Source organism: Luteibacter sp. KNZ12-1A, assembly GCF_056755675.1.
In genome coordinates this window covers 1-20,863 of the sequence record NZ_JBPGXU010000069.1, presented here as the reverse complement: position 1 = coordinate 20,863, position 20,863 = coordinate 1, and the positions used below count along the sequence as shown (strand labels likewise).

The window sequence follows — 20,863 nt, the reverse complement described above, 5'->3', positions numbered from 1 at the left end:
CCCCCCCCCCCGGCGCGGGGGGGGGGGGCCCCCCCGCCCCGTGTGGGCGATTTCAACGCCGCGATTCCAGCAGCGGCGACGTCAGGCGATCAGCTCGGCAGGCGACGAATCTTCGCGCCCAGCACGCCCAGTTTTTCCTCGATGTTCTCGTAGCCGCGATCGATGTGGTACACGCGATCGACGGTGGTGTCGCCCTCGGCGACGAGGCCGGCCAGCACCAGGCATGCCGAGGCGCGCAGGTCGGTGGCCATGATCGGCGCGCCGCTCATCTTCGGCACGCCGGTGATGATCGCGGTGTTGCCTTCGAGGCGGATGTCCGCACCCAGGCGCTGCAATTCCAGCGCATGCATGAAGCGGTTCTCGAACACCGTTTCGGTGATCACGCCCACGCCTTCGGCCACGCAGTTGAGCGCGGTGAACTGCGCCTGCATGTCGGTGGGAAACGCCGGGTAAGGCGCGGTCACCAGGTTCACGGCCTTCGGCCGGCGTCCCTGCATGTCGAGTTCGATCCAGTCCTTGCCCGTGCTGATGTGCGCGCCCGCTTCCTCGAGCTTCTGCAGCACGGCATCCATGGTGTCGGCGCGCGCGCCACGCGCGCGGACCTTGCCGCCGGTCATCGCGGCGCCGACCAGGAAGGTACCGGTCTCGATGCGATCCGGCAGGACCTCGTAGTGGGCGCCGTGCAGGCGTTCGACGCCCTCCACGATGAGCGTGGAGGTACCGATGCCGTCGATCTTCGCGCCCATCGCGATCAGGCAGTGCGCCAGGTCGACGACCTCGGGCTCCTGTGCCGCGTTCTCGATGACCGTGGTGCCTTCCGCGAGGGTGGCGGCCATCAGGATGTTTTCGGTACCGGTGACGGTGACCATGTCCATGACGATGCGCGCGCCCTTCAGGCGGCCGGCCCTCGCCTTGATGTAGCCGTTCTCCACGGTGACCTCGGCGCCGAGCGCCTGCAGGCCGCGGATGTGCTGGTCGACCGGACGCGAGCCGATGGCGCAGCCACCCGGGAGCGAGACCTCGGCCTTGCCATGCCGCGCGACCAGCGGGCCGAGCACGAGGATCGACGCACGCATGGTGCGGACGAGTTCGTACGGGGCGACGCAGGAATTCTCCGGGCGCGGGTCGATGTGCATCTTCATGCGATCGTCCAGGACCACGCGAACGCCCATGCGACCCAGCAGTTCGATGAAGGTGGTGACGTCGTGCAGGTGCGGCACGTTGCCGATGCTGACCGGTTCGTCGGCGAGCAGGCAGGAGGCGAGGATGGGCAGGACGGCGTTCTTGGCGCCGGAAATGCTCACCTCACCGTTGAGCGGCTGGCCGCCGCTGATAAGGATCTTGGCCATGGAGGGGGAATGCCTTGGGAAAGGAAACGGGCGGAGGATGGCGCCCGGCGCGCTGGTTCAGCGGCGGCCGGCGGCTTCTTCGGGTGTGAGGGTCTTCAGGCCCAGGGCGTGGATGGCACCGCCCATGAGGTCGCCGAGGGTGGCGTAAACGAGCCGGTGGCGGGCCAGGGGCAACTTGCCGGCGAACTGTTCCGAGACCACGTCGGCTTCGAAATGGACGCCGTCGTCGCCACGAACGTCTACCCGCGCGCCGGGCAGGCCGGCTTCGATCAATGCCTGGATGCGCGCAGCGTCCATGGATTCTCCGGTGATGGGGGGTCGCCGTGCCGGTGAGGGTTCCGAAACGGACCCTGAACCACCCGTCGATGGCAGCGACTATAAAATGAGAATATGTAATGGTAATGGAAATCCGGTGTCGCAGAAATGGACATCCCGGGTAACCAGGGATTGCCCCACCCGGACAATGAGGTCACATGAACGCCCGCACCGCCCCACCCGCCGACGCCCTCCATGTGAACGCAGACACCGTCATCCGTAGCGCCCGCAACGTCATCAAGACCGAGGCGGCGGCCATCCGCGCCCTGGAGGCGAAGGTCGATGCCGCCTTCGTCCAGGCCTGCCAGATGATCCTGGCCTGCAAGGGCCGGGTCGTGGTCTCGGGCATGGGCAAGTCGGGCCACATCGCGCGGAAGATCGCCGCGACGCTGGCGTCCACCGGCACCCCGTCGTTCTTCGTCCATCCCGGCGAGGCCAGCCACGGCGACCTAGGGATGATCCAGCCGGACGATATCCTGCTCGGCATCTCCTATTCGGGCGAGACCGACGAACTCCTCTACATCCTGCCGGCGATCAAGCGGCAGGGTATCGGCCTGATCTCGATCACCGGCAACCCCAGGTCGTCGCTGGCGACCCAGGCCGACCTCAACCTCGACGCCAACGTCGCCTCGGAAGCCTGCCCCCACGGCCTGGCCCCGACCGCCAGCACGACGGCCGCCCTGGTCATGGGCGACGCGCTGGCCGTGGCGCTGCTGGAGGCGCGCGGCTTCACCCCGGACGATTTCGCCCGTTCGCATCCGGCCGGCAGCCTGGGCCGCCGCCTGCTCCTGCACATCGCCGACGTGATGCACTCGGGCGACGACGTACCTCGCGTGCGCCTCGAGGCCACCCTCAGCGAGGCCCTGGTCGAGATGTCGCGCAAGCACCTGGGCATGACCGCGGTGGTCGATGCGGAGAACCGCCTGCTGGGCGTGTTCACCGACGGCGACCTGCGCCGCGCGCTGGACGACGATGGCGTCGACCTGCGCAGTGCCTCGGTGGCCCAGCTCATGACCCGCGGGCCCAAGACGATCGGTTCCGACAAGCTCGCCGTCGAGGCCGCCCAATTGATGGAAAAGCACCAGATCAACGCCCTGCTGGTGGTGGATGCCGATGGCCGCGCCGTCGGCGCGCTGAACATCCACGACCTGCTTCGTGCCCGCGTCGTCTGAACGGCCGACTCCCGGCGCGTTCCCGCCGCGCCGCATCATCCCCATATAGCGAACCATGGCCTACACCCATTACACCGAGATTCCCGCCGATGTGGCCGAGCGCGCCTCCCGCGTGCGCGTGGTCGTGTTCGACGTCGATGGCACGCTCACCGACGGGCGCCTCTGGTACGCCGAGGACGGTCGGGAGACCAAGGTCTTCCACGTGCACGACGGACTGGGCCTGAAGGCACTGCAGCGCAACGGCGTGAAGGTCGCGATCATCACGGCCCGGATCAGCCATCCCGTGTCGCTGCGCGCCGAGGAACTGGGTATCGCCCACGTCTACCAGGGCCAGAAGGACAAGTGCGCCTGTCTGGCCGGCCTGCTGGAGGCGTTGCGCCTGGCGCCGGAGGAATCCGCCTTCGTCGGCGACGACCTGCCCGACCTCCCGGCCATGGGTATCGCCGGACTCGCCGTGGCCACCGCCAATGCCCATCCCTGGGTGGTCGAGCGTGCCCATTGGCGCACGCGCCTGTCGGGTGGATATGGCGCCGCCCGCGAAGTGGCCGACATGATCCTCGCCGCCCAGGGCAAGGCCGAGGCAGAGAGGGATCGCTGGCTGTGAGCGCGTTCAACCTGCTGAAGGACCGCGGTGCGACGGGCACGGCCGGCATCCTCGCCGTCGTCCTAGGCGCCAGCGTATTGCTTTACTACTGGGCGGCGCCGGAGAAGAAGGTCCAGGACTTCGTGGGCCCGCCACGTTCCGGCTACGTGCTGACCAATTTCGACCTCGATTCATACAACGAGGAAGGCAAGCCCGCATTCAAGCTGATCGCGCCGCACCTCGAGCGGCGCGAGGGCGACGATTCGCTCTACATCAACGCTCCGGATTTCGTCCTTCCCTCGACCAAGGAGGCCGACATCCCGCCGTGGAAGGGCCACTCCCAGTACGGGTGGGTGAACAAGGACGGCAGCCTGCTCAAGCTGCAAGGCAAGGTCCACATGGAGCGGCCGGCCTTCGGCACCACCCAGGCCGCCAGCATCGACACCTCCGAAGTCACCGCGTGGCCCAAGGAGAACCGCCTGGAGACGGCCGAGGCGGCGCGGATCGTGCAGGGAAGCTCTACAATGGATGGCGTTGGCATGCGCGCCAATCTCGACACCAAGCACCTGGAGCTCCTCGATGCAGTCCATAGCACGTACCTGCCGCGCAAGCGCTAAGGCCGCCCTGTTCGCGGTGCTCGGCATGGCACTCGTGGCCAGCCTGCCCGTCGTGGCGAAGCAATCCGACCGCAACGAGCCGGTCGACGTCCATTCGAAGTCGTTCGACGGTTCGCAGCAACCGGCCGGCAAGGTGATCTGGACCACCAACGTGATCCTCACCCAGGGCACGCTGAAGATCACCGGCGACAAGGCCACCGGCTACCTGGATGCCGACAACAACATCACCCGCGTGGTGGTCGACGGCAAGCCGGCCACCATTCACCAGCTCGACGAGCAGAACGAACCGATGGACGGCCAGGCGCTGAACATCGACTACAAGGTCGACCAGGACTTCGCCGTCCTCACGGGCAATGCCAAGGTCAAGCAGCCGGCCAAGGGCAGCGCCGAAGGCGACAAGCTCACCTACAACACCAAGGACAGCACGATGACCGGCGAGAGCAATGGCGCCGCCCCCGTGCACATGACCTTCCAGCCGAAGAACAAGCCGGCCGCCGCCCCGGCGACGCCCGCGACGCCGGCACCCGACACGAAGAAGCCCTGACCCGATGCTTTCAGCCCAAGGCCTGCAGAAGCGCTTCCGCGCGCGCCAGGTGGTTCGCGATTTCGCCTTTTCCATCCGTGAAGGCGAGGTGGTCGGCCTGCTCGGCCCCAACGGCGCCGGCAAGACCACCTGCTTCTACATGGTGGTGGGCCTCATCCAGGCCGACGCCGGCTCCATCAAGCTCGATCAGCAAGACATCACCGGACTGCCGATGCATGCCCGCGCCAAGCTGGGTATCGGCTATCTCCCGCAGGAGGCCTCGGTGTTCCGGCGACTCAGCGTGTCGGACAACATCCTGGCCGTGCTGGAATTGCGTGAAGGCATGACCCAGAAGCAGCGCGAGGACGAGTTGGAGAGCCTGCTGGACGAGTTGAAGATCTCGCATATCGCCGAGCAAAAAGGCATCAGCCTGTCCGGCGGCGAACGCCGCCGCGTGGAGATCGCCCGCGCCCTCGCCGCGCGTCCCCGCTACATGCTGCTCGACGAACCGTTCGCGGGCGTCGATCCCATCTCGGTGGGCGAGATCCAGCGCATCGTCCGCCACCTGAAGGAGCGCGGGATCGGCGTGCTGATCACCGATCACAATGTGCGCGAGACCCTCGGCATCTGTGACCGCGCGTACATCCTGAACGACGGAGAGGTACTTTCCCGCGGCACGCCTCAGCACATCCTCGCCGATGAAAAGGTACGGGAAGTGTATCTGGGCCGTGAATTCCGAATCTGACGGCGCCCGTTTTCCTTTCGCGAAGCCGTCTCCGCGCGACGCTGGTTTGCGGGGCCCGTAAGGGGTTACGATGGATCGGGAACCCCAAGCGTCGCAGGCATGAAACCCGGACTCCAGTTTCGCCTCCATCAGCAGCTCACGCTGACGCCGCAGTTGCAGCAGGCCATCCGCCTTCTGCAACTGTCACAGCTTGAGCTCGAGGCCGAACTCCGCCAGATCGCGGAAAGCAACCCCTTGCTCGAGTTCGCGGAAGACGCCGAGTCCGAAACGGAGCCGGCCGCGGAAGACGGCTATGAGGCTCCGGAATTCCCCTCGCGAGAAGACATCCCGGTCAAGGCGTCGAAGGAGGATGAGGAATCCACCGTCACGCCGTCGGAGGAACTCGCGCCGGAATGGGACGATGACCGGTTCCACGGCGAGGCCGGCGACTACGCCGGTGCATCTTCCCGCAGCGGCGGTCTCGACGAGGATGGTTTCGAGCCGCAGAACGCCGCGCCGGAAAGCCTCCAGCAACACCTGGAGTGGCAGCTCAACCTGTCGCAGTTCTCGCCCCGCGACCACGCCATCGCCACCGCGATCATCCACGCGCTCGATGAGGACGGTTACCTGCATGACGGCGTGGAAGCGGTGGAAGCCGCCTTGCCCGCCGAGTTGCATGCGACCGCCGGGGAGATCGAGGCCGTTCGCCAGCGCGTGCAACGTTTCGACCCCACGGGTATCGCCAGCCTCGACCTGCGCGACTGCCTGTTCTGCCAGCTTTCCCAGTTCTCGCTCGACACCCCGCATCGCGAACTCGCGATCCGCATCGTGAACGAGGAACTGGAACTGCTGGCGCGCAACGACACCGCCAAGATCGCCCGCCGGCTCAAGGCACCCGAGGCCCACGTGGCCGCCGCGGCGAGCCTCATACGCAGCCTCGACCCCCGTCCCGGCGCCGCGCTGGATGCCACGCCCGTCGAATACGTGGCACCCGACGTCTACGCCCGACGCGAGAACGGGCGCTGGCAGGTCAGCCTCAATCCCGACTCCCAGCCCCGGCTGGGCCTCAACCAGCACTATTGCAACCTCATCGCGCGGGCCCGAGGCGACGACGCCACCTGGATGAAGGGGCAGCTGCAGGAGGCACGCTGGCTGCTCAAGAGCCTGCAGTCCAGGGCCGAGACCTTGCAGAAGGTGGCCGATGTGATCGTCCGTCGGCAAAGCGCGTTCCTCGACTACGGCCCCGAGGCCATGCACCCGCTGGTGTTGCGCGAAGTGGCCGAGGAAGTGGGCATGCACGAGTCCACGATCTCCCGGGTGACCACGCGCAAATACATGCATACGCCGCGTGGCACCTTCGAATTGAAACATTTCTTCTCCAGCGGCGTGGCCACCGAGGACGGTGGCACCGCGTCCGCCACCGCGATCCAGGCCATGCTGCGCAAGCTCATCATGGCCGAGGACGCGCGTCGGCCCCTGTCCGACCAGGCACTGGCGGAGGAACTGCATCGACGCGGTATTCAGGTGGCACGACGTACGGTGGCCAAGTACCGCGAAGCCATGCGCATCCCGAGTTCCAGCGAACGCGTCCGCGCCAGTTGACGCGAACGGAACCCCATCGGAGGTCTACGGTCCCATAGGTTCAAGGCTAGAGGAACGGCACCTCGCCGTTCCGATCTCGTCGCCACAAGGCGACACCCTCAGCAAGAAGGAGGCGTCAATGCAAATCCAGATCAGCGGCCAGCACATCCATATCACCCCCGCCCTGCGTGAGCGCGTGGAACAGCAAGTCGGCCGCTTCGAACGCCTTTTCGACAACATCAAAGCCCTCGACGTGGTCCTTTCCGTCGACAAGAACGAGCACAAGGCCGGCGGCACCCTGCATTGCGCGGGTACGCGCCTGCACGCCGACGGTATTGCCCGCCTCGAAGACGACAACAAGAACGACACCATGTACACGGCGATCGACGCGATGATCGCCAAGCTGGCCGACCAGCTGAAGAAGCACAAGGAAAAACTGAAAGACCACCACAATCACGAGGTTCGTGACGGACGCGTCGCCAGCAGCTGAGGTCCGATTCCCCGGGTGGGAAGCGCGCTGGCGGGTGGGAAAGCGCGCTGGCGCGCGAACAGCCTTGCCGCAAGCCCCATCGCGGCCCAGGCCGCTTCCCACCTTCAAGGGCACAACAAGCCCCCTCACGGCCGGCCGCTCCCAACCCTTGTGGCACAATATACGAGCAAGCCGGCCGCCCGCGTGCCGGCTTTTCTCTTCAAGGGACCCAAAGCGTGGACCGGCTTACCGCCAGACAACTCTTCGACGGGGTACACGAGCGCATGGCCTTGCGCTGGGCCGCCGGCATGCGTGGGGAATCACGCGTGCTCGAGCCCAACGCCAAGCAGAGCCGGCGTCCCTCGCTGGTCGGCTACCTCAATGTGATCTACCCCAACAAGGTGCAGATCATCGGTACCGAGGAACTCAACTTCCTCGATGGGCTCGATTCGCGCCAGCGCTGGGAAGTCATCCACAAGATCGCCGCCTACCAGCCCGCCGCCCTGATCGTCACCAAGGAACAGTCCATCCCCGCCGACCTGCGCGAGGTGGCCGAGGAAACGGACACGCCGCTGTGGCAGAGCACCAAGCGCGGCCATGAACTGCTCACCTACCTGCAATACCACCTGGCCCGTACCCTGGCGCCACGGGTCACCCTGCACGGCGTGTTCCTGGAAGTTTTCTCCATCGGCGTGCTGATCACCGGCGAGCCCGCCTCGGGCAAGAGCGAACTGGCCCTGGAACTGATCAGCCGAGGCCATCGCCTGGTCGCCGACGATGCCACCGAATTCACCCTCATCGCCCCCGACGTCATCGACGGCGCCTGCCCCGAGTTGCTGCAGGACCTCCTGGAGGTGCGCGGCCTGGGCGTGTTGAACATCCGGGAGATGTTCGGCCACACCGCGGTGAAACCGTCCAAGTACCTGCGCCTGGTCGTCCACCTCAAGCCGCTGCGCGAAGGCGAGGACACCGACGCCATGACCCGTCTCACCGGCGATGTCAGCCGGCGCAACGTGCTCGATGTCGACGTGCCCAAGATCACCATTCCCGTCGCGCCGGGCCGCAACCTGGCGGTGCTGGTCGAGGCCGCGGTGCGCAACCATGTGCTGAAGGCCAAGGGCATCGACCCGGCGCAGACCTTCATCGACCGCCAGGCGCACCAGATGCGCCGCTTCTCCCCGTGGTGACCGCCGTGAGCGACGAAGTCATGAGCCCTATCGTCGATCCCGATGCCATCCACCTCGTGGTGCTTACCGGCATGTCCGGTGGCGGCAAGACCGTCGCCCTGCGTGCGCTGGAAGACCTCGAGTTCTATTGCGTCGACAACATGCCGGCGGAACTGATCCCGCAGCTGGTCGCCGCCGTCAGCCAGGGTGAGCACGGGCCGCGCAAGCGCATCGCCGTGGGCGTGGACGTGCGTAACCGCCGTGTCGACCTCTCGCGCATGCCGCACGTGCTGTCGGAGCTGTCTTCCGCCGGCGTGCACGTGCACCTGATCTTCCTCGACAGCCGTGACGATGTCCTCATCAAGCGGTACTCCGAGACGCGCCGCCGCCATCCCCTGGCGGCCGAGAAGCTGTCGCTGGCCGATTCCATCGCCCAGGAACGAAAGCTGCTTCGCCCGCTGGTCTCGATCGCGGAGAAGGTCATCGACTCCAGCGACCTGAACGTGCACCAGCTGCGCCGCCTGTTCGCCACCGGCTACGCCGCCGCCTCCGACGGCACGACGCTACTGTTCGAGTCCTTCGCCTACCGGCGCGGACTCCCTTCCGATGCCGATTTCGTCTTCGATGCGCGCTGCCTGCCCAACCCCCACTGGGACCCGCGGCTGCGCCCGTTCTCGGGCAAGGACCTCCCCGTCCGGGAATTCCTCGACGCGAACCCCCTGGTAGGCGAATACTATGCCGACGTCGCCCGCTGGCTCGATACCTGGTTGCCGCGCTTCGAGGGCGAGGATCGAAGCTATGTCACGGTCTCCATCGGCTGCACCGGCGGTCGCCACCGTTCGGTATACCTGGTGGAGAAACTGGCCCAGCATTTCCGCTCGGAACGCGGCAACGTACTGACTTTCCATCGCGAGCTCGAGTGACCATGACCCAGCCCAAGCCATCACGAGACACCGGGCGATGAGCGTCGGCGTCCTCCTCATGACCCACGAAGCCGTCGGCAAGGCGCTGATTTCCGCCGCCCGGCACGTCATGCCCAAGCTGCCGCTGGACATCGACGCCGTCGAGGTACCGCCCAGCGCCGACCCGGACGTCATGCGCACGCTCACGGCGAAGCACGCCCGCGACCTCGACCACGGCGAGGGCGTGCTCGTCCTGGCCGATCTTTACGGCGCCACCCCCTGCAATATCGGCCTGTCCCTGGGCGAACTCGGCGTCCACCTGCGCTGCGTCTCGGGGCTCAACCTGCCGATGCTGCTGCGGGTTCTCAATTATTCGGAAAAATCGTTGCCCGAACTGGCCGAGATCGCGGCCAGCGGCGGCCGCGGAGGGATCTTCATCGACCATGCTTGAACGAGACATCGTGGTATCCAACCGGCTGGGCCTGCACGCGCGCGCATCAGCCAAGCTCGTCCAGCTGGTTTCAGGTTTCAAATCGACGGTCTGGCTCATCAGCAAGGGGCGCGAAGTGAACGCGCAAAGCATCATGGGCGTCATGATGCTGGCCGCCGGCATGGGCACCGCGCTGACCGTGCGCGCCGAGGGAGCGGACGAGGAAACCGCCCTTTCGGCCGTCATCGACCTGTTCGACCGCAAGTTCGACGAGGGTGCCTGAAGCATGAACCACGTGCGCAGAACGAGGGCCGCATGAGAATCGTGTTGACCGGCACGCCGGCCGCACGGGGCATGGCCCTCGGCCGGGCGCGCCTGGTCCAGCCGAACATCCTCGCCGTGGACATGCGGATGCTCGAGGACAAGGAGATCGGCCCCGAGATCGAACGCCTGCACCAGGCCCTCGATACCGCCCGTACCGAACTCCATGAACTGCGCGGCAAGCTTCACGGCGCGCTTGCCCGCGAGGTCGGCGACTTCATCGATGCGCATAGCCTGCTGCTCGACGACGAGGAACTGCTCCGTGGCCTCGACGAACTCGTCACCGTAGGCCACTACACCGCCAGTGCCGCGCTGAAGATGCAACGCGACCGCCTCGCGGCGGTGTTCGACGCGATGAACGACCCTTACCTCAAGAGTCGTGGCGAGGACATCGACCAGGTCATCGGCCGCGTCATGTCCGCGCTCAACCAGCAGTCCAGTCGCGAGGAACGCAAACTCGCCGCCCGGGTCGGCGAAATCGTCGTCAGCGACACGATCGCACCGGCCGACATGGCTGCGATGGCCGGGCAAGGCATGCTCGGCGTCATCGCCAGCGCGGGCAGCATCTATTCGCACAGCGCCATCCTCGCGCGCAGCTTCAACCTGCCGATGCTCGTCGGCACCCGCGATGCGCTGGCGACCGTCAACGACGACGACCTCGTGCTCATCGATGCCGAACACGGCGAGGTCATCGTCCATCCCACCGCGCAAGACCTCTCGCGCTACCGCCAGTGGCAACGGCAGGCCGCCGCCGAAGGCCGCCGGCTCGCCGCACTGGCCACCGCCCCCACGCTCACGAAAGACGGCGCCCACGTGCGCCTCTTCGCGAACGCGGAACTGGCCAGCGACGTCACCCTCGCCCGCTCGCGTGGCGCGGACGGCGTCGGCCTCTACCGTTCGGAATTCCTGTTCCTGCGCCAGCGGGGCCTGCCCTCCGAAGACGAGCAGTTCGCCGCCTACCGGGACGTCGTGCTCGGCATGGGCGGCCTGCCCGTCACCATCCGCACGCTCGACCTCGGCGCCGACAAGGCCGACGCCGCCGGGCTGGCCATCCGTGGCGAGGACAACCCCGCGCTGGGCGTCCGTGGCATCCGCCTCTCCCTGCGCTATCCGGACATCTTCAGCGTGCAGCTGCGCGCCATCCTGCGCGCGGCCTGCTATGGGCCGGTGCGAATCCTGGTTCCGATGATCACCCATCTCGGCGAGATGACCGAGGTGCGCCGACTGATCAAGAAGGCACGCGAAGACCTGGCGAGGGCTGGCCAGGAGCTGCCGGAGCGACTCGACGTCGGCGCCATGATCGAGGTACCGGCCGCCGCGATCGGCGTCACCTCGATCCTGGAGAAAGCCGACTTCCTCGCCATCGGCACGAACGATCTCGCCCAGTACGTGCTCGCCGCCGACCGCAACAACGATGCGCTCGAAGGCATCTACGATCCACTGCAACCCGCGTTCCTGCGCCTGATCGCGCACGTGGTCGCCAGCGCGCGCCGGGCGAAGAAACCGGTGAGCCTGTGCGGTGAAATCGCCGGGGATACCCAGTTCACCGCGCTGCTCCTGGCCATGGGCCTGGAGGAATTCAGCATGCATCCGGGCCAGCTCCTGCAGGTCCGCGACCGCCTCACCCAACTCGACTGCGGCGCCCTTCGCCGTGCGGCGCCACGCCTGTTCCGTGCGCATTCGCGCGACGAGGTGGAGGCGCGGCTGCTCGAAGTCGTGGCCTTGCAGGACGGCTGCGCCGAAACCCGATAGCGGCGCCGCTTCCAATGGAAGTCGGCTTCCGTGGGAGGCCACCTTTTGTGGGAGCCGCTTCAGCGGCGATGGGTGCTTGCCTCAGGCTGGCCCGCTGCCGCGGGATCGCCGACAAGGTCGGCTCCCACAAGGGCGGGGCCGCCAGAGCGGCTCACGTCAGGCAAGAAGTTCCGCTCACAATAAAAAAGGCCGCGATCGCTCGCGGCCTTTTCGTCTTCCAGCGGTACCGTTTCCGAACGATGCCGTCGATTACGCCGCGCGCACCGGCTTCATCGCTTCCGCATTGCGCACCACGTTCGCCCGCAGTTCCTCGCTGTCGAAGTCGTCCACCGAGATGAATTCGGCGACGCCGTCGCGGACGCGCTGCAACAGCTCGCGTTCGGCGGGCGTGATGGCGCCGAGCTTCTCGGCTTCCGCCAGCTGCTCGTTGTACGTGTGCGAGCGCAGCTGGCCCCCCTTGAACGCCTTGAGGAACTTGCGCTCCACCGGCTCCGCGGCGATGACGTCCGGCAGGATCGCATTCATGCGGCCCACCGTGTTGTTCGCCGTCGGGGTGAGGTAGCTCCACGTGGTGAGGCGGTCACGGGCTTCGTTCGGCGCCGTGATCAGCGCGGCGACGCGACGGCCCAGGCGGTCCGACGGCGGCACTTCGCGACGACCGAACGGGAACACCAGGGCACGCAGCAGCCAGGCCACCGGACGGACCGGGAAATTGCGGATCACGCCATCCAGCGCCATCTGCATCTTCCACACGCATTCATGGAACGCCCAGGCCAGCAGCGGACGATCCGCTTCGGGGCGGCCGGTGTCCTCGTAACGCTTGAGCATCGCGCTGGCGATGTACAGGTACGAGAGTGTGTCGCCGAGGCGGGCCGACAGCTTCTCCTTGAACTTCAGCTTGCCGCCGAGAACGCCCATCGAGACGTCCGCGCAGAGCGCCAGCGCCGCGGAGTAGCGGTTGAGCTTGCGGTAGAAGCGTCGCGTATAGGCGTCGCCGGCGGTGTCGCCGATCTTCGCCGCGGTGATGCCGAGGACGAAGCTGCGCACCGCGTTGGAGAAGCCAAAGCCGATATGGCCGAACAGTGCCTTGTCGAAGGTGGTGAGGCGCTCGCGATAGTCGGCGATGTTGAGCGCCTGCATCTCCTTCAGCACATAAGGATGGCAGCGGATCGCGCCCTGGCCGAAGATCATCAGGCTGCGCGTCATGATGTTCGCGCCTTCCACCGTGATGGCGATCGGCACGCTCTGCCAGCCGCGCCCCATGTAGTTCTTGGGACCGAGGATCACGCCCTTGCCGCCATGGATGTCCATCGCGTCCGACGCGATCTGGCGGCACCACTCCGTGGCGTGGTACTTGGCGATGGCCGAAGGCACCGCCGGCTTCTCACCGCGATCGACCGCCGCGGCGGTGGCGCGCGACAGCGCCTGGACGGCATAGGTGAGGCCGCCAATGCGGGCCAGCGCTTCCTCCACGCCCTCGAAGCGGCCGATGGCCAGGCCGAACTGCTTGCGCATGCGTGCGTAGGCGCCGGTGGCGGCCACCGCCATGCGCGACGCGCCGGTGGCGTTCGACGGCAACGAGATCGCGCGGCCGACCGAGAGGCACTCGACCAGCATGCGCCAGCCCTGGCCAGCCATGTGCGGGCCGCCGATCAGCACGGACAACGGCACGAACATGTCCTTGGCGTGGACCGGGCCGTTCTGGAACGGCGTATTGAGCGGGAAGTGCCGGCGGCCGATCTGCATTCCCGGCGTCTCGCGCGGAAGCAGCGCCAGGGTGATACCCAGGTCTTCCTTGTCGCCAAGCAGCTTGTCCGGGTCGTACATGCGGAACGCCAGGCCGACGATCGTGGCCACCGGTGCCAGCGTGATGTAGCGTTTGTCGAACGTCAGGCGGATGCCGACCGTGTCCTCGCCATTCCACATACCCTTGGTGACGATGCCGAAATCGGGAATCGACGTGGCGTCCGAGCCGGCGTACGGGCCCGTCAACGCGAAGCAGGGAATTTCACGCCCATCCGCCAATCGCGGCAGGAAGTGGTTCTTCTGCTCGTCGCTGCCGTAGTGCATCAGCAGCTCGCCCGGCCCGAGCGAATTCGGCACGGCGACGGTGGAAGCCAGCGTCTGCGACATGCTGGACAGCTTCTGCAACACCGCCGAATGGGCCAGCGCGGAGAAGCCGAGGCCGCCGTAGCTCTTCGGGATGATCATGCCGAAGAACTTGTTCTTCTTGATGAACTCCCAGACGTTCGGCGGCAGGTCGGCCAGTTCGTGGGTGATCTGCCAGTCGTCGATCATGGCGCAGAGTTCTTCGACGGGGCCGTCGAGGAAGGCCTGCTCTTCGACCGAGAGCTCGGGCTTCGGCTGGCGAAGCAGCTGCGACCAGTCCGGCTTGCCCGAGAACAGTTCGCCCTCGAAACCGACCGTGCCGGCCTCCAGCGCGGTCTGCTCGGTGTCGGAGAGCTTCGGCGTCACCTTGGCGAATATCGACAACAGCGGCGCGCTGATCTTCTTCCGGCGGAAGTCGACCATCAGCAGTGGCACCGCCACGACCGCGAGCAGGATGAGGAGCACGATGGTGGCCGCCGGCGCGCCGGCGAGGAAACCCATGACGAGGATCGTCGCCGCCGTCGCGACGGCCCACGTCTTCAGGGACGTGCGGTGGTAGGCACAGGCACCGGAGGCGATGAGCGCCGCCAGCACAACTAGGATCGCAGACATCGGTATCACCTCGTCACAGTCGGGTCGTTGCTACGTGTTTCGTGGAGCGGTTGGATCAAAGGGTTTCGAGGAACGTCGCGATCTCGCGGGTGAACGCGTCGTTCGCGTCGCCCGCCACCATGTGCGTGGCGTCGGGCAAGGCCACGTGGCGCGCATGCGGCACGAGGCGGAGGAATTCATCGACGGTGTGGCTGGACACCACGTCGCTGCGTGCGCCGGACAGCAGCAATACCGGGACCGTCACCCGCGCGGCGGCGGCGAACAGTCGCGGCTGGTAACGCTCGCTCTGCTGGATCGGACCGTCGAGTAGGGCGGGGTCCCAATGCCAGCGAAGGCGCCCGTCGCCGTCCTGACGGAGCAGGGGTTTCAGCTGCGCTTCCGTCTTGCGCTCGCGACGGTGCGGCAGGTACGCCTCGATCGCCGAGGCGGCCTCGTCGTAGTTCGCGAAACCATTCGGGTGCGCGCGCATGAAACCGAGGATACGTTCCACGCCGGCGGTTTCCCACCGTGGCGTGATATCGACCAGGACCAGGGCCGAGAAGGGTTCCCTGCCTTCCTCCGCCTCACCCGCGGCCAGCAGGCCGAGCAGACCGCCCATGGAGGCGCCGACCAGTACCGGAGCACGGCCATCCGCCGAACGGGCATGGGCCGCCACCGTCAGCAGGTCGGCGACGAACTGCTCCATGTGGTAATCGCCCCGCGGCACGCGTTCGCTCTCGCCATGACCGCGGGAATCGAAGGTGGTGGCGTCGAAGCCCTGTGCCGCAAGCGTCCGCGCCGTGCCGTTCCACGCATGGCGTGTCTGGCCGAAACCGTGCGCGAACAGCAGCGACGGCAGGCGCTCGCCGCGCCAGTGCTGGGTGGCCAGCGCGATGCCGTCGAACGAAACGAGGCTGGCACGAGCCGAATGGACAGGGGACGGGATGGCTACCATACGGTTGAGTATGTAACCCGCGGCGAAGTGCGTCAATACGCCAGCGTACGGTCATGTAACGGCTGGCAAGTCAAGGTCTTATGCAACATATTCGAAGCCTCCCAATTGCAAACCGCCACGTCTCCGCTACCATGCGTCGATGAACGACGGTGCCAAGAACGAACGAGTCCGCCTCTCCGCCGAAGATTGGGAAGACGGCGCCCTAGCCCTCATCGCCGAACAAGGTGTCGGCGCCCTCGCGGTCGAAGCCCTGGCGCGGCGCCTCGGCGTCACCAAGGGTAGCTTCTACTGGCACTTCCGCACCCGCGAGGCCTTGCTCCAGGCTTCGCTCGAACGCTGGGAAGAATACGGCGAACGCGAGGTGCTGGCGGAAATCGAACGCATCCCCGACCCGCTGAAGCGCTTCCCGGAACTGTTTCGCCGCGTCGCGCACGAACTGCAGCCACATCGCGTATATGCCGCCCTGCTCAAGGCACTCGACCATCCGCAGGTGGTGCCGGTGATGTCGCGCGTCTCGCAGCGGCGCATGGAATTCCTCACGCGGCTCTATCAGGAAGCGGGCCTGGAACCTGTCGTCGCCCTGCATCGCGCACGCCTCACCTATGCCGCGTACGTCGGGTTCCTGCAGTTGAACTTCACCCTCGGACTGCCCCGCCTCAGCCACGAGGAGTTCGACGCCTACGTCGAACACATGATCGCCACGCTCACACCGGCGCGATCCACCGACTGATCCTGAATGGCACGCGCGCTTTTGCTGCGCCGTGCCTTGCCAATACCAGGCCACGCAAACTACTGTCTCCGCTTGCGTTTAACTGGAGACCACCAAGGATGCGATCGCACGGCAGTTCACTGGAAGCATTGAATCGATGGGTCGACGAGGTCGCCGCGTTGACGGAGCCCGCCTCCGTTCGCTGGTGCGATGGCTCGGAAGCGGAGTACGCCGAACTCGTCCAGACGATGCTAGCCAGTGGCGACCTCCTCCCGCTCAATGCGGAGAGCAACCCCCGCAGCTACCTGCATCGCTCGCACCCTTCGGATGTCGCGCGCGTGGAACACCTCACGTTCGTGTGCACGCCGGACAAGGAAGACGCCGGCCCGAACAATCACTGGATGGCACCGGCCGACGCGCACGCGAAGATCGATGCCCTGTTCGCCGGCGCCATGCGTGGCCGCACGATGTACGTGATCCCTTACTGCATGGGCCCGATCGATTCGCCGCTCGCGCGCTGCGGCGTCGAGATCACCGACAGCCCCTACGTGGTCGCCAACATGCGCATCATGACGCGCATGGGCACGCCGGCGCTCGCCCGCATCGAGCGCGAAGGCCAGTTCGTGAAGGGCTTGCACTCCACGGGCGACCTCGATCCGGAGCGCCGTTTCATCATGCATTTCCCCGAGGAACTCTCGATCAAGTCGATCGGCTCGGGCTACGGCGGCAACGCGCTGCTCGGCAAGAAATGCCACGCGCTGCGCATCGCCAGCTACCAGGCGCGTCGCGAAGGATGGCTCGCCGAGCACATGCTCATCGTCGGCATCGAGAATCCCAAGGGCGAGAAACACTACATCGCCGCCGCGTTCCCTTCGGCATGCGGCAAGACCAACCTCGCCATGCTCATTCCCACCGAGGGCTACCGCAAGGCGGGCTGGAAAGTGTGGACGGTCGGCGACGACATCTGCTGGATGACCCCGGGAAAAGATGGACGCTTGTGGGCGATCAATCCGGAAGCCGGCTATTTCGGCGTAGCCCCGGGAACCAGCGCCAGCACCAATCCCACCGCCCTGGAAACGCTCGGCCACGATGCGATCTTCACCAATGTGGCGTTGACCGCCGACAATCGCCCCTGGTGGGAAGGCCTTGGCGAAGGTCAGCCGGAAACGGACTGGCAGGGCCGCCCGTACGACGCGGCCAACGGTCCTGCGGCGCACCCGAATTCACGTTTCACCGTGAGCGCGAAACAATGCCCGAGCTGGGCGCCCGAATCGGAAGAAGCCGCCGGCGTGCCCATCTCGGCGATCGTCTTCGGTGGCCGTCGTCCGTCGCTGGTGCCCCTGGTCTTCGAAGCGAAGGACTGGGCGCACGGCGTACTCGTCGGTGCGGCCATGGGCTCGGAAACCACCGCCGCCGCGACGGGAGCCGTCGGCGTGCTCCGGCGTGACTCCATGGCGATGAAACCCTTCTGCGGCTACAACTTCGCCGACTATTTCGCCCACTGGCTGTCGTTCGACAAACCGGGGGCGAAACTGCCGCGCATCTTCCACGTGAACTGGTTCCGCAAGGACGCCGACGGGCGCTTCATATGGCCGGGCTACGGCGAGAACCTGCGGGTGCTCGACTGGATGATCCAGCGCGTCGAAGGGTTGGCCAAGGGCGTGGACACGCCGATCGGCACCGTGCCCGCGAAGGGCGAGTTGCATACGGATGGACTTTCCCTCCACCCGGGCAAGCTCGAGGAACTGCTGCACATCGATGTCGAAGGCTGGCAGGAAGAACTGCGCGCCATCGGCCTGTACCTCGACGGCTTCGGCGAACGCATGCCGGCGCGGCTGAAAGCCGAGCGCGAACGCGTCAGCAAAGCGCTCGATGCCGCCTGCGCGGGAAAACGCGCGACGCACGTGGCCTGATCGGGGGTCTTGCGGCCCGCCCCAGCCTCGGGGCGGGCCGTATCGCCGACAAGGTCGGCTCTCACCAGAACTCGCCCACTCCGGCAACCTGTGTTCTTTGCAGCAGCCTCTGTCCTTCTGTGTTCTTTGCAGCAACCGCTGTCCTTGCGGGAGCTTGCTCTGGTGGGAGCCGACCTTGTCGGCGATTCCTACGGAGGGGACTCCCCCATATTCCCGGCAAGCACCCATCGCCGCTGAAGCGGCTCCCACAAAGGCTCGGGTCTGCCCTTCTTTATGAATTTGCAGGCCTACCCTTCTCCTTGGCGGGCTCACTCTTCCTTCTTGGCAGGCTTGTCCTTCTTGGCAGGCTTGCCTTTTCTCCTTGGCGGACCTGCCTTTGCTCCTTGGGAGCCTGCCCTTGCTCCTTGGCGGGACCGCCCTCCTCGTTAAACCGTTTCCCCCTTGCCCGCATCCAAGCTGGCAAGATGAACGCCCTATGCATCGCCGCCACGTCCTTCATGCAGCCTGAGCTGCCCACCGCCTCGTCGGACGACGACACCGTGCGTGCGGCGGTGGCCGGCGACCGCAAGGCCTTCGAAGCCCTGTACCGGCGCCATGCAGACCGCGTGTACGGCGCGGTGCTGCGCCTGGCGGGTTTCGATCACGCACGTGCGGAGGACCTGACCCAGGAAGCCTTCATCCGCGCCTGGCAGAAGCTCGACGGCTTCCGTTTCGAAAGCGCGTTCGGTACCTGGGTGTACCGGCTGGCCGTCAACGTGGCGTTGATGTCCATACGCGCCCGCAACGCCGACCCGGTCAGCATCGTCGACGACGAGCACCTGCCGGAGATCACAGACATCGACAATCCCGTCCGCGCGTTCGAGCGCGGCGAACTGGAAAAGGCCATCGCGTGCTTGCCGCCGCGGGCCCGTGCCGTCCTCGTGCTGCACGACGTGGAAGGTTGGAAACACGAGGAGATCGCCGTCGAGCTTTCGATGGCGGTGGGCTCCTCGAAAGCGCAGTTGCACCGTGCGCGCGGACTGCTCCGCCGTGCGCTGGGAGATAAACCATGAACGAACTCGACTACCTGCGCCAGATGCGCTCCCTCAACCGCCCGGTCGTGCCCCATCGCGACCTGTGGTCCGGCATCGAAGCCCGTCTCGACGAGGCCCCGGGTGCTTCCGCGGTACGACACCGCCGTGCGCGCCCCTGGCTGATGGCCGCGGCCATTGCCGGCGTAGCCGTACTCGGCGGTGGCCTCGGCCTGCACCTGGTCTCCCCCGACGACAGTGCTCGCCTGGCCTCCGGGTCGGCCTGGAAACCTTCCGATCCGCGTCTTTCCGGCGCGGCGGTCGAACTCGACGCCGCACGCATGGAGCTCACGCAGGCCATGCAGGACTCCCCCGATTCAGCCGCGTTGCAGCGCCTGCTGCTGCGCACCGAACGCCAGCGCGACCGTCTGCGCAACCTCGAAAAGCAAGCCGGCTAAACGCGAACAGCCAGGACACTACCCATGAAAACGCTCTATCTCACCCCCCTGCTGCTGGCGCTTTCGATCGGCGAGGCCTTTGCCTCGACGCCGATCAACCTGTCGAAAGACATCCGCCCCAACGCGAAGATCAGCATCGAAAACGTCAAGGGCGAAGTCACCGTCACCGCCTGGGACAAGAACCAGGTGCAGGTCTCCGGCAGCCTCGGCGACGGCGCCCGCCCGCTCGAACTGGACGGCGACGACCACAATGTGGAGATTCGCGTCGAAGGCGACGAGAAGAAAGGCAACTGGTTCAGTTGGGGCAACGACTCGCGCATGCAGCCGACCATCCTCAATGTGCGCGTGCCCAGGGCCGTGGAAGTCCATATCAACGTCGTCAGTGCGCCGGTCAGCATCGACGGCCTGGATGGCGGCAAGATCGATGTCGAATCGGTCAGCGGACGCATCCGTGCGAACCTGCGATCGCCCAACGTCAGCATGCAAACGGTGAGTGGCACGATCGACCTCGCCGGCCGTGCGGGGCAAGCCGAACTGCAAACGGTCTCCGGCGACATCACGGCGCCGAACATCGGCGACAAGATCGAAGCCCAGACGGTTTCCGGCCGCATGACCATCGGCGGCGGCCCCTGGAAGGAAGCCAGTTTCAGCACGGTGTCCGGCGACACCCAGGTCAACGGTGCTCCAGCGCGCGGCGGCAAGCTCGATGTCGATTCCATGAGCGGCGACGTGCAACTCCAGTTGCCAGCCGACGCCTCGGCCCGGCTCGAGGCCTCCACCTTCAGCGGCGACCTGCGCAGCGACTGGGGCAATCCTTCGCGTGGCGACGATGGCCCGGGCAAGGAACTGAAAACCACCATCGGCGGTGGCGACGCCTTCATCCACGTCGAGTCGTTCAGCGGCGATGTCCGCATACGAGGCGCTGGACGCTGAATACGACGAAGCCGCCCAAGGGCGGCTTCTTCTTTTGGTCCTTCGCGAAGCAACGCCCGCGACTCGGGTAGATGCCGCCTCCGTGTGAAACACCCTCACGCGGGTGGGAAGCGGCAGGCGAGCGTTGCTCTTTCCCACCACCCCGCCTCCGTGTCCAGAGAGCTGCCGGGCGCCACCCTCGGCGCGACATTAGGAGCCGAGGACGGGCGGGCGGAGAAGGCCCGTAGGGGATCGGCCAGGACGGCCGATCGTTTCCGCTGAGCCAGGAGGGCGAATCGGAA

The 20,863-nt window shown here is 66.4% G+C and carries 21 protein-coding genes; 17 read left to right on the top strand and 4 right to left on the bottom strand.

The genetic code is table 11. The annotated features are described in order from the left end of the window. Window positions 1-89: 89 nt before the first annotated feature. Together murA and ACR9ZJ_RS13670 are read right to left on the bottom strand one after the other, a co-directional pair. A complete protein-coding gene (gene murA / locus ACR9ZJ_RS13675) occupies window positions 90-1,349 on the bottom strand; it encodes a UDP-N-acetylglucosamine 1-carboxyvinyltransferase (protein ID WP_371024640.1) in 1,260 nt (419 codons plus the stop codon). Between the two features lie 57 nt (window positions 1,350-1,406). Then, complete coding sequence (locus ACR9ZJ_RS13670; RefSeq protein WP_306852072.1) at window positions 1,407-1,646, bottom strand: BolA family protein; 240 nt, start codon at window positions 1,644-1,646, stop codon at window positions 1,407-1,409. Between the two features lie 176 nt (window positions 1,647-1,822). Here ACR9ZJ_RS13670 and ACR9ZJ_RS13665 point away from each other — a divergent pair, with 176 nt between their 5' ends. From ACR9ZJ_RS13665 to ptsP, 12 genes are all read left to right on the top strand, one after another. Then, window positions 1,823-2,836 (top strand): KpsF/GutQ family sugar-phosphate isomerase, encoded by a 1,014-nt coding sequence (locus tag ACR9ZJ_RS13665; protein ID WP_481281312.1) that lies wholly within the window; start codon window positions 1,823-1,825, stop codon window positions 2,834-2,836. A 55-nt stretch (window positions 2,837-2,891) separates the two neighbouring features. Further along, complete coding sequence (locus ACR9ZJ_RS13660; protein ID WP_481288050.1) at window positions 2,892-3,440, top strand: KdsC family phosphatase; 549 nt, start codon at window positions 2,892-2,894, stop codon at window positions 3,438-3,440. Beyond that, window positions 3,437-4,036: an LPS export ABC transporter periplasmic protein LptC gene (lptC, locus tag ACR9ZJ_RS13655; protein WP_481281314.1), complete on the top strand. Its 600-nt coding sequence runs from the start codon at window positions 3,437-3,439 to the stop codon at window positions 4,034-4,036. The genes ACR9ZJ_RS13660 and lptC overlap by 4 nt, the downstream gene beginning before the upstream one ends. Beyond that, entirely contained in the window at window positions 3,999-4,580 is a 582-nt protein-coding gene (gene lptA, locus ACR9ZJ_RS13650) for a lipopolysaccharide transport periplasmic protein LptA (protein WP_371024636.1), read from the top strand. The genes lptC and lptA overlap by 38 nt, the downstream gene beginning before the upstream one ends. A 4-nt stretch (window positions 4,581-4,584) precedes the next feature. After that, entirely contained in the window at window positions 4,585-5,304 is a 720-nt protein-coding gene (gene lptB, locus ACR9ZJ_RS13645; RefSeq protein WP_306852081.1) for an LPS export ABC transporter ATP-binding protein, read from the top strand. Window positions 5,305-5,403: 99 nt separating this feature from the next. After that, window positions 5,404-6,885 (top strand): RNA polymerase factor sigma-54, encoded by a 1,482-nt coding sequence (locus ACR9ZJ_RS13640; RefSeq protein WP_481281316.1) that lies wholly within the window; start codon window positions 5,404-5,406, stop codon window positions 6,883-6,885. Window positions 6,886-7,003: 118 nt separating this feature from the next. Continuing rightward, on the top strand, window positions 7,004-7,354 hold the full coding sequence (gene hpf / locus ACR9ZJ_RS13635; RefSeq protein WP_306852085.1) for a ribosome hibernation-promoting factor, HPF/YfiA family: 351 nt from the start codon (window positions 7,004-7,006) through the stop codon (window positions 7,352-7,354). Window positions 7,355-7,569: 215 nt separating this feature from the next. Further along, complete coding sequence (gene hprK / locus ACR9ZJ_RS13630) at window positions 7,570-8,520, top strand: HPr(Ser) kinase/phosphatase (protein WP_481281317.1); 951 nt, start codon at window positions 7,570-7,572, stop codon at window positions 8,518-8,520. Window positions 8,521-8,540: 20 nt separating this feature from the next. Beyond that, complete coding sequence (rapZ, locus tag ACR9ZJ_RS13625; protein ID WP_306852194.1) at window positions 8,541-9,422, top strand: RNase adapter RapZ; 882 nt, start codon at window positions 8,541-8,543, stop codon at window positions 9,420-9,422. Between the two features lie 37 nt (window positions 9,423-9,459). Then, window positions 9,460-9,852 carry a PTS sugar transporter subunit IIA gene (locus tag ACR9ZJ_RS13620; RefSeq protein WP_371024631.1) on the top strand — a complete coding sequence of 131 codons (393 nt, stop codon included), beginning with the start codon at window positions 9,460-9,462 and terminating at the stop codon, window positions 9,850-9,852. Continuing rightward, complete coding sequence (locus tag ACR9ZJ_RS13615) at window positions 9,845-10,114, top strand: HPr family phosphocarrier protein (protein WP_481281318.1); 270 nt, start codon at window positions 9,845-9,847, stop codon at window positions 10,112-10,114. The genes ACR9ZJ_RS13620 and ACR9ZJ_RS13615 overlap by 8 nt, the downstream gene beginning before the upstream one ends. Before the next feature lie 32 nt (window positions 10,115-10,146). Beyond that, on the top strand, window positions 10,147-11,904 hold the full coding sequence (gene ptsP, locus ACR9ZJ_RS13610; protein ID WP_481281319.1) for a phosphoenolpyruvate--protein phosphotransferase: 1,758 nt from the start codon (window positions 10,147-10,149) through the stop codon (window positions 11,902-11,904). Window positions 11,905-12,153: 249 nt separating this feature from the next. Here the strand turns inward: ptsP and ACR9ZJ_RS13605 are convergent, their stop codons facing one another. Both ACR9ZJ_RS13605 and ACR9ZJ_RS13600 read right to left on the bottom strand, forming a co-directional pair. Beyond that, window positions 12,154-14,625 (bottom strand): acyl-CoA dehydrogenase, encoded by a 2,472-nt coding sequence (locus ACR9ZJ_RS13605; RefSeq protein ID WP_481288049.1) that lies wholly within the window; start codon window positions 14,623-14,625, stop codon window positions 12,154-12,156. A 55-nt stretch (window positions 14,626-14,680) separates the two neighbouring features. Next, entirely contained in the window at window positions 14,681-15,559 is an 879-nt protein-coding gene (locus ACR9ZJ_RS13600; protein ID WP_481288048.1) for an alpha/beta hydrolase, read from the bottom strand. Between the two features lie 139 nt (window positions 15,560-15,698). Between ACR9ZJ_RS13600 and ACR9ZJ_RS13595 the strand changes: the two genes are divergently transcribed. The 5 genes from ACR9ZJ_RS13595 (at window position 15,699) to ACR9ZJ_RS13575 (ending at window position 20,582) form a co-directional block, all read left to right on the top strand. Next, window positions 15,699-16,289 carry a TetR/AcrR family transcriptional regulator gene (locus ACR9ZJ_RS13595; protein ID WP_306852103.1) on the top strand — a complete coding sequence of 197 codons (591 nt, stop codon included), beginning with the start codon at window positions 15,699-15,701 and terminating at the stop codon, window positions 16,287-16,289. 98 nt (window positions 16,290-16,387) lie between these two features. Further along, window positions 16,388-18,181, top strand: coding sequence for a phosphoenolpyruvate carboxykinase (GTP) (locus tag ACR9ZJ_RS13590; protein ID WP_481288047.1), 1,794 nt, complete (start codon window positions 16,388-16,390; stop codon window positions 18,179-18,181). A gap of 497 nt (window positions 18,182-18,678) precedes the next feature. Beyond that, window positions 18,679-19,233: an RNA polymerase sigma factor gene (locus ACR9ZJ_RS13585; RefSeq protein ID WP_481282720.1), complete on the top strand. Its 555-nt coding sequence runs from the start codon at window positions 18,679-18,681 to the stop codon at window positions 19,231-19,233. Further along, window positions 19,230-19,649 (top strand): hypothetical protein, encoded by a 420-nt coding sequence (locus tag ACR9ZJ_RS13580; RefSeq protein WP_481281323.1) that lies wholly within the window; start codon window positions 19,230-19,232, stop codon window positions 19,647-19,649. Before ACR9ZJ_RS13585 ends, ACR9ZJ_RS13580 begins: the two co-directional genes overlap by 4 nt. A 24-nt stretch (window positions 19,650-19,673) precedes the next feature. Further along, window positions 19,674-20,582, top strand: a complete 909-nt coding sequence (locus ACR9ZJ_RS13575; protein ID WP_481281324.1) for a DUF4097 family beta strand repeat-containing protein — start codon at window positions 19,674-19,676, stop codon at window positions 20,580-20,582. Window positions 20,583-20,863: the final 281 nt, after the last annotated feature.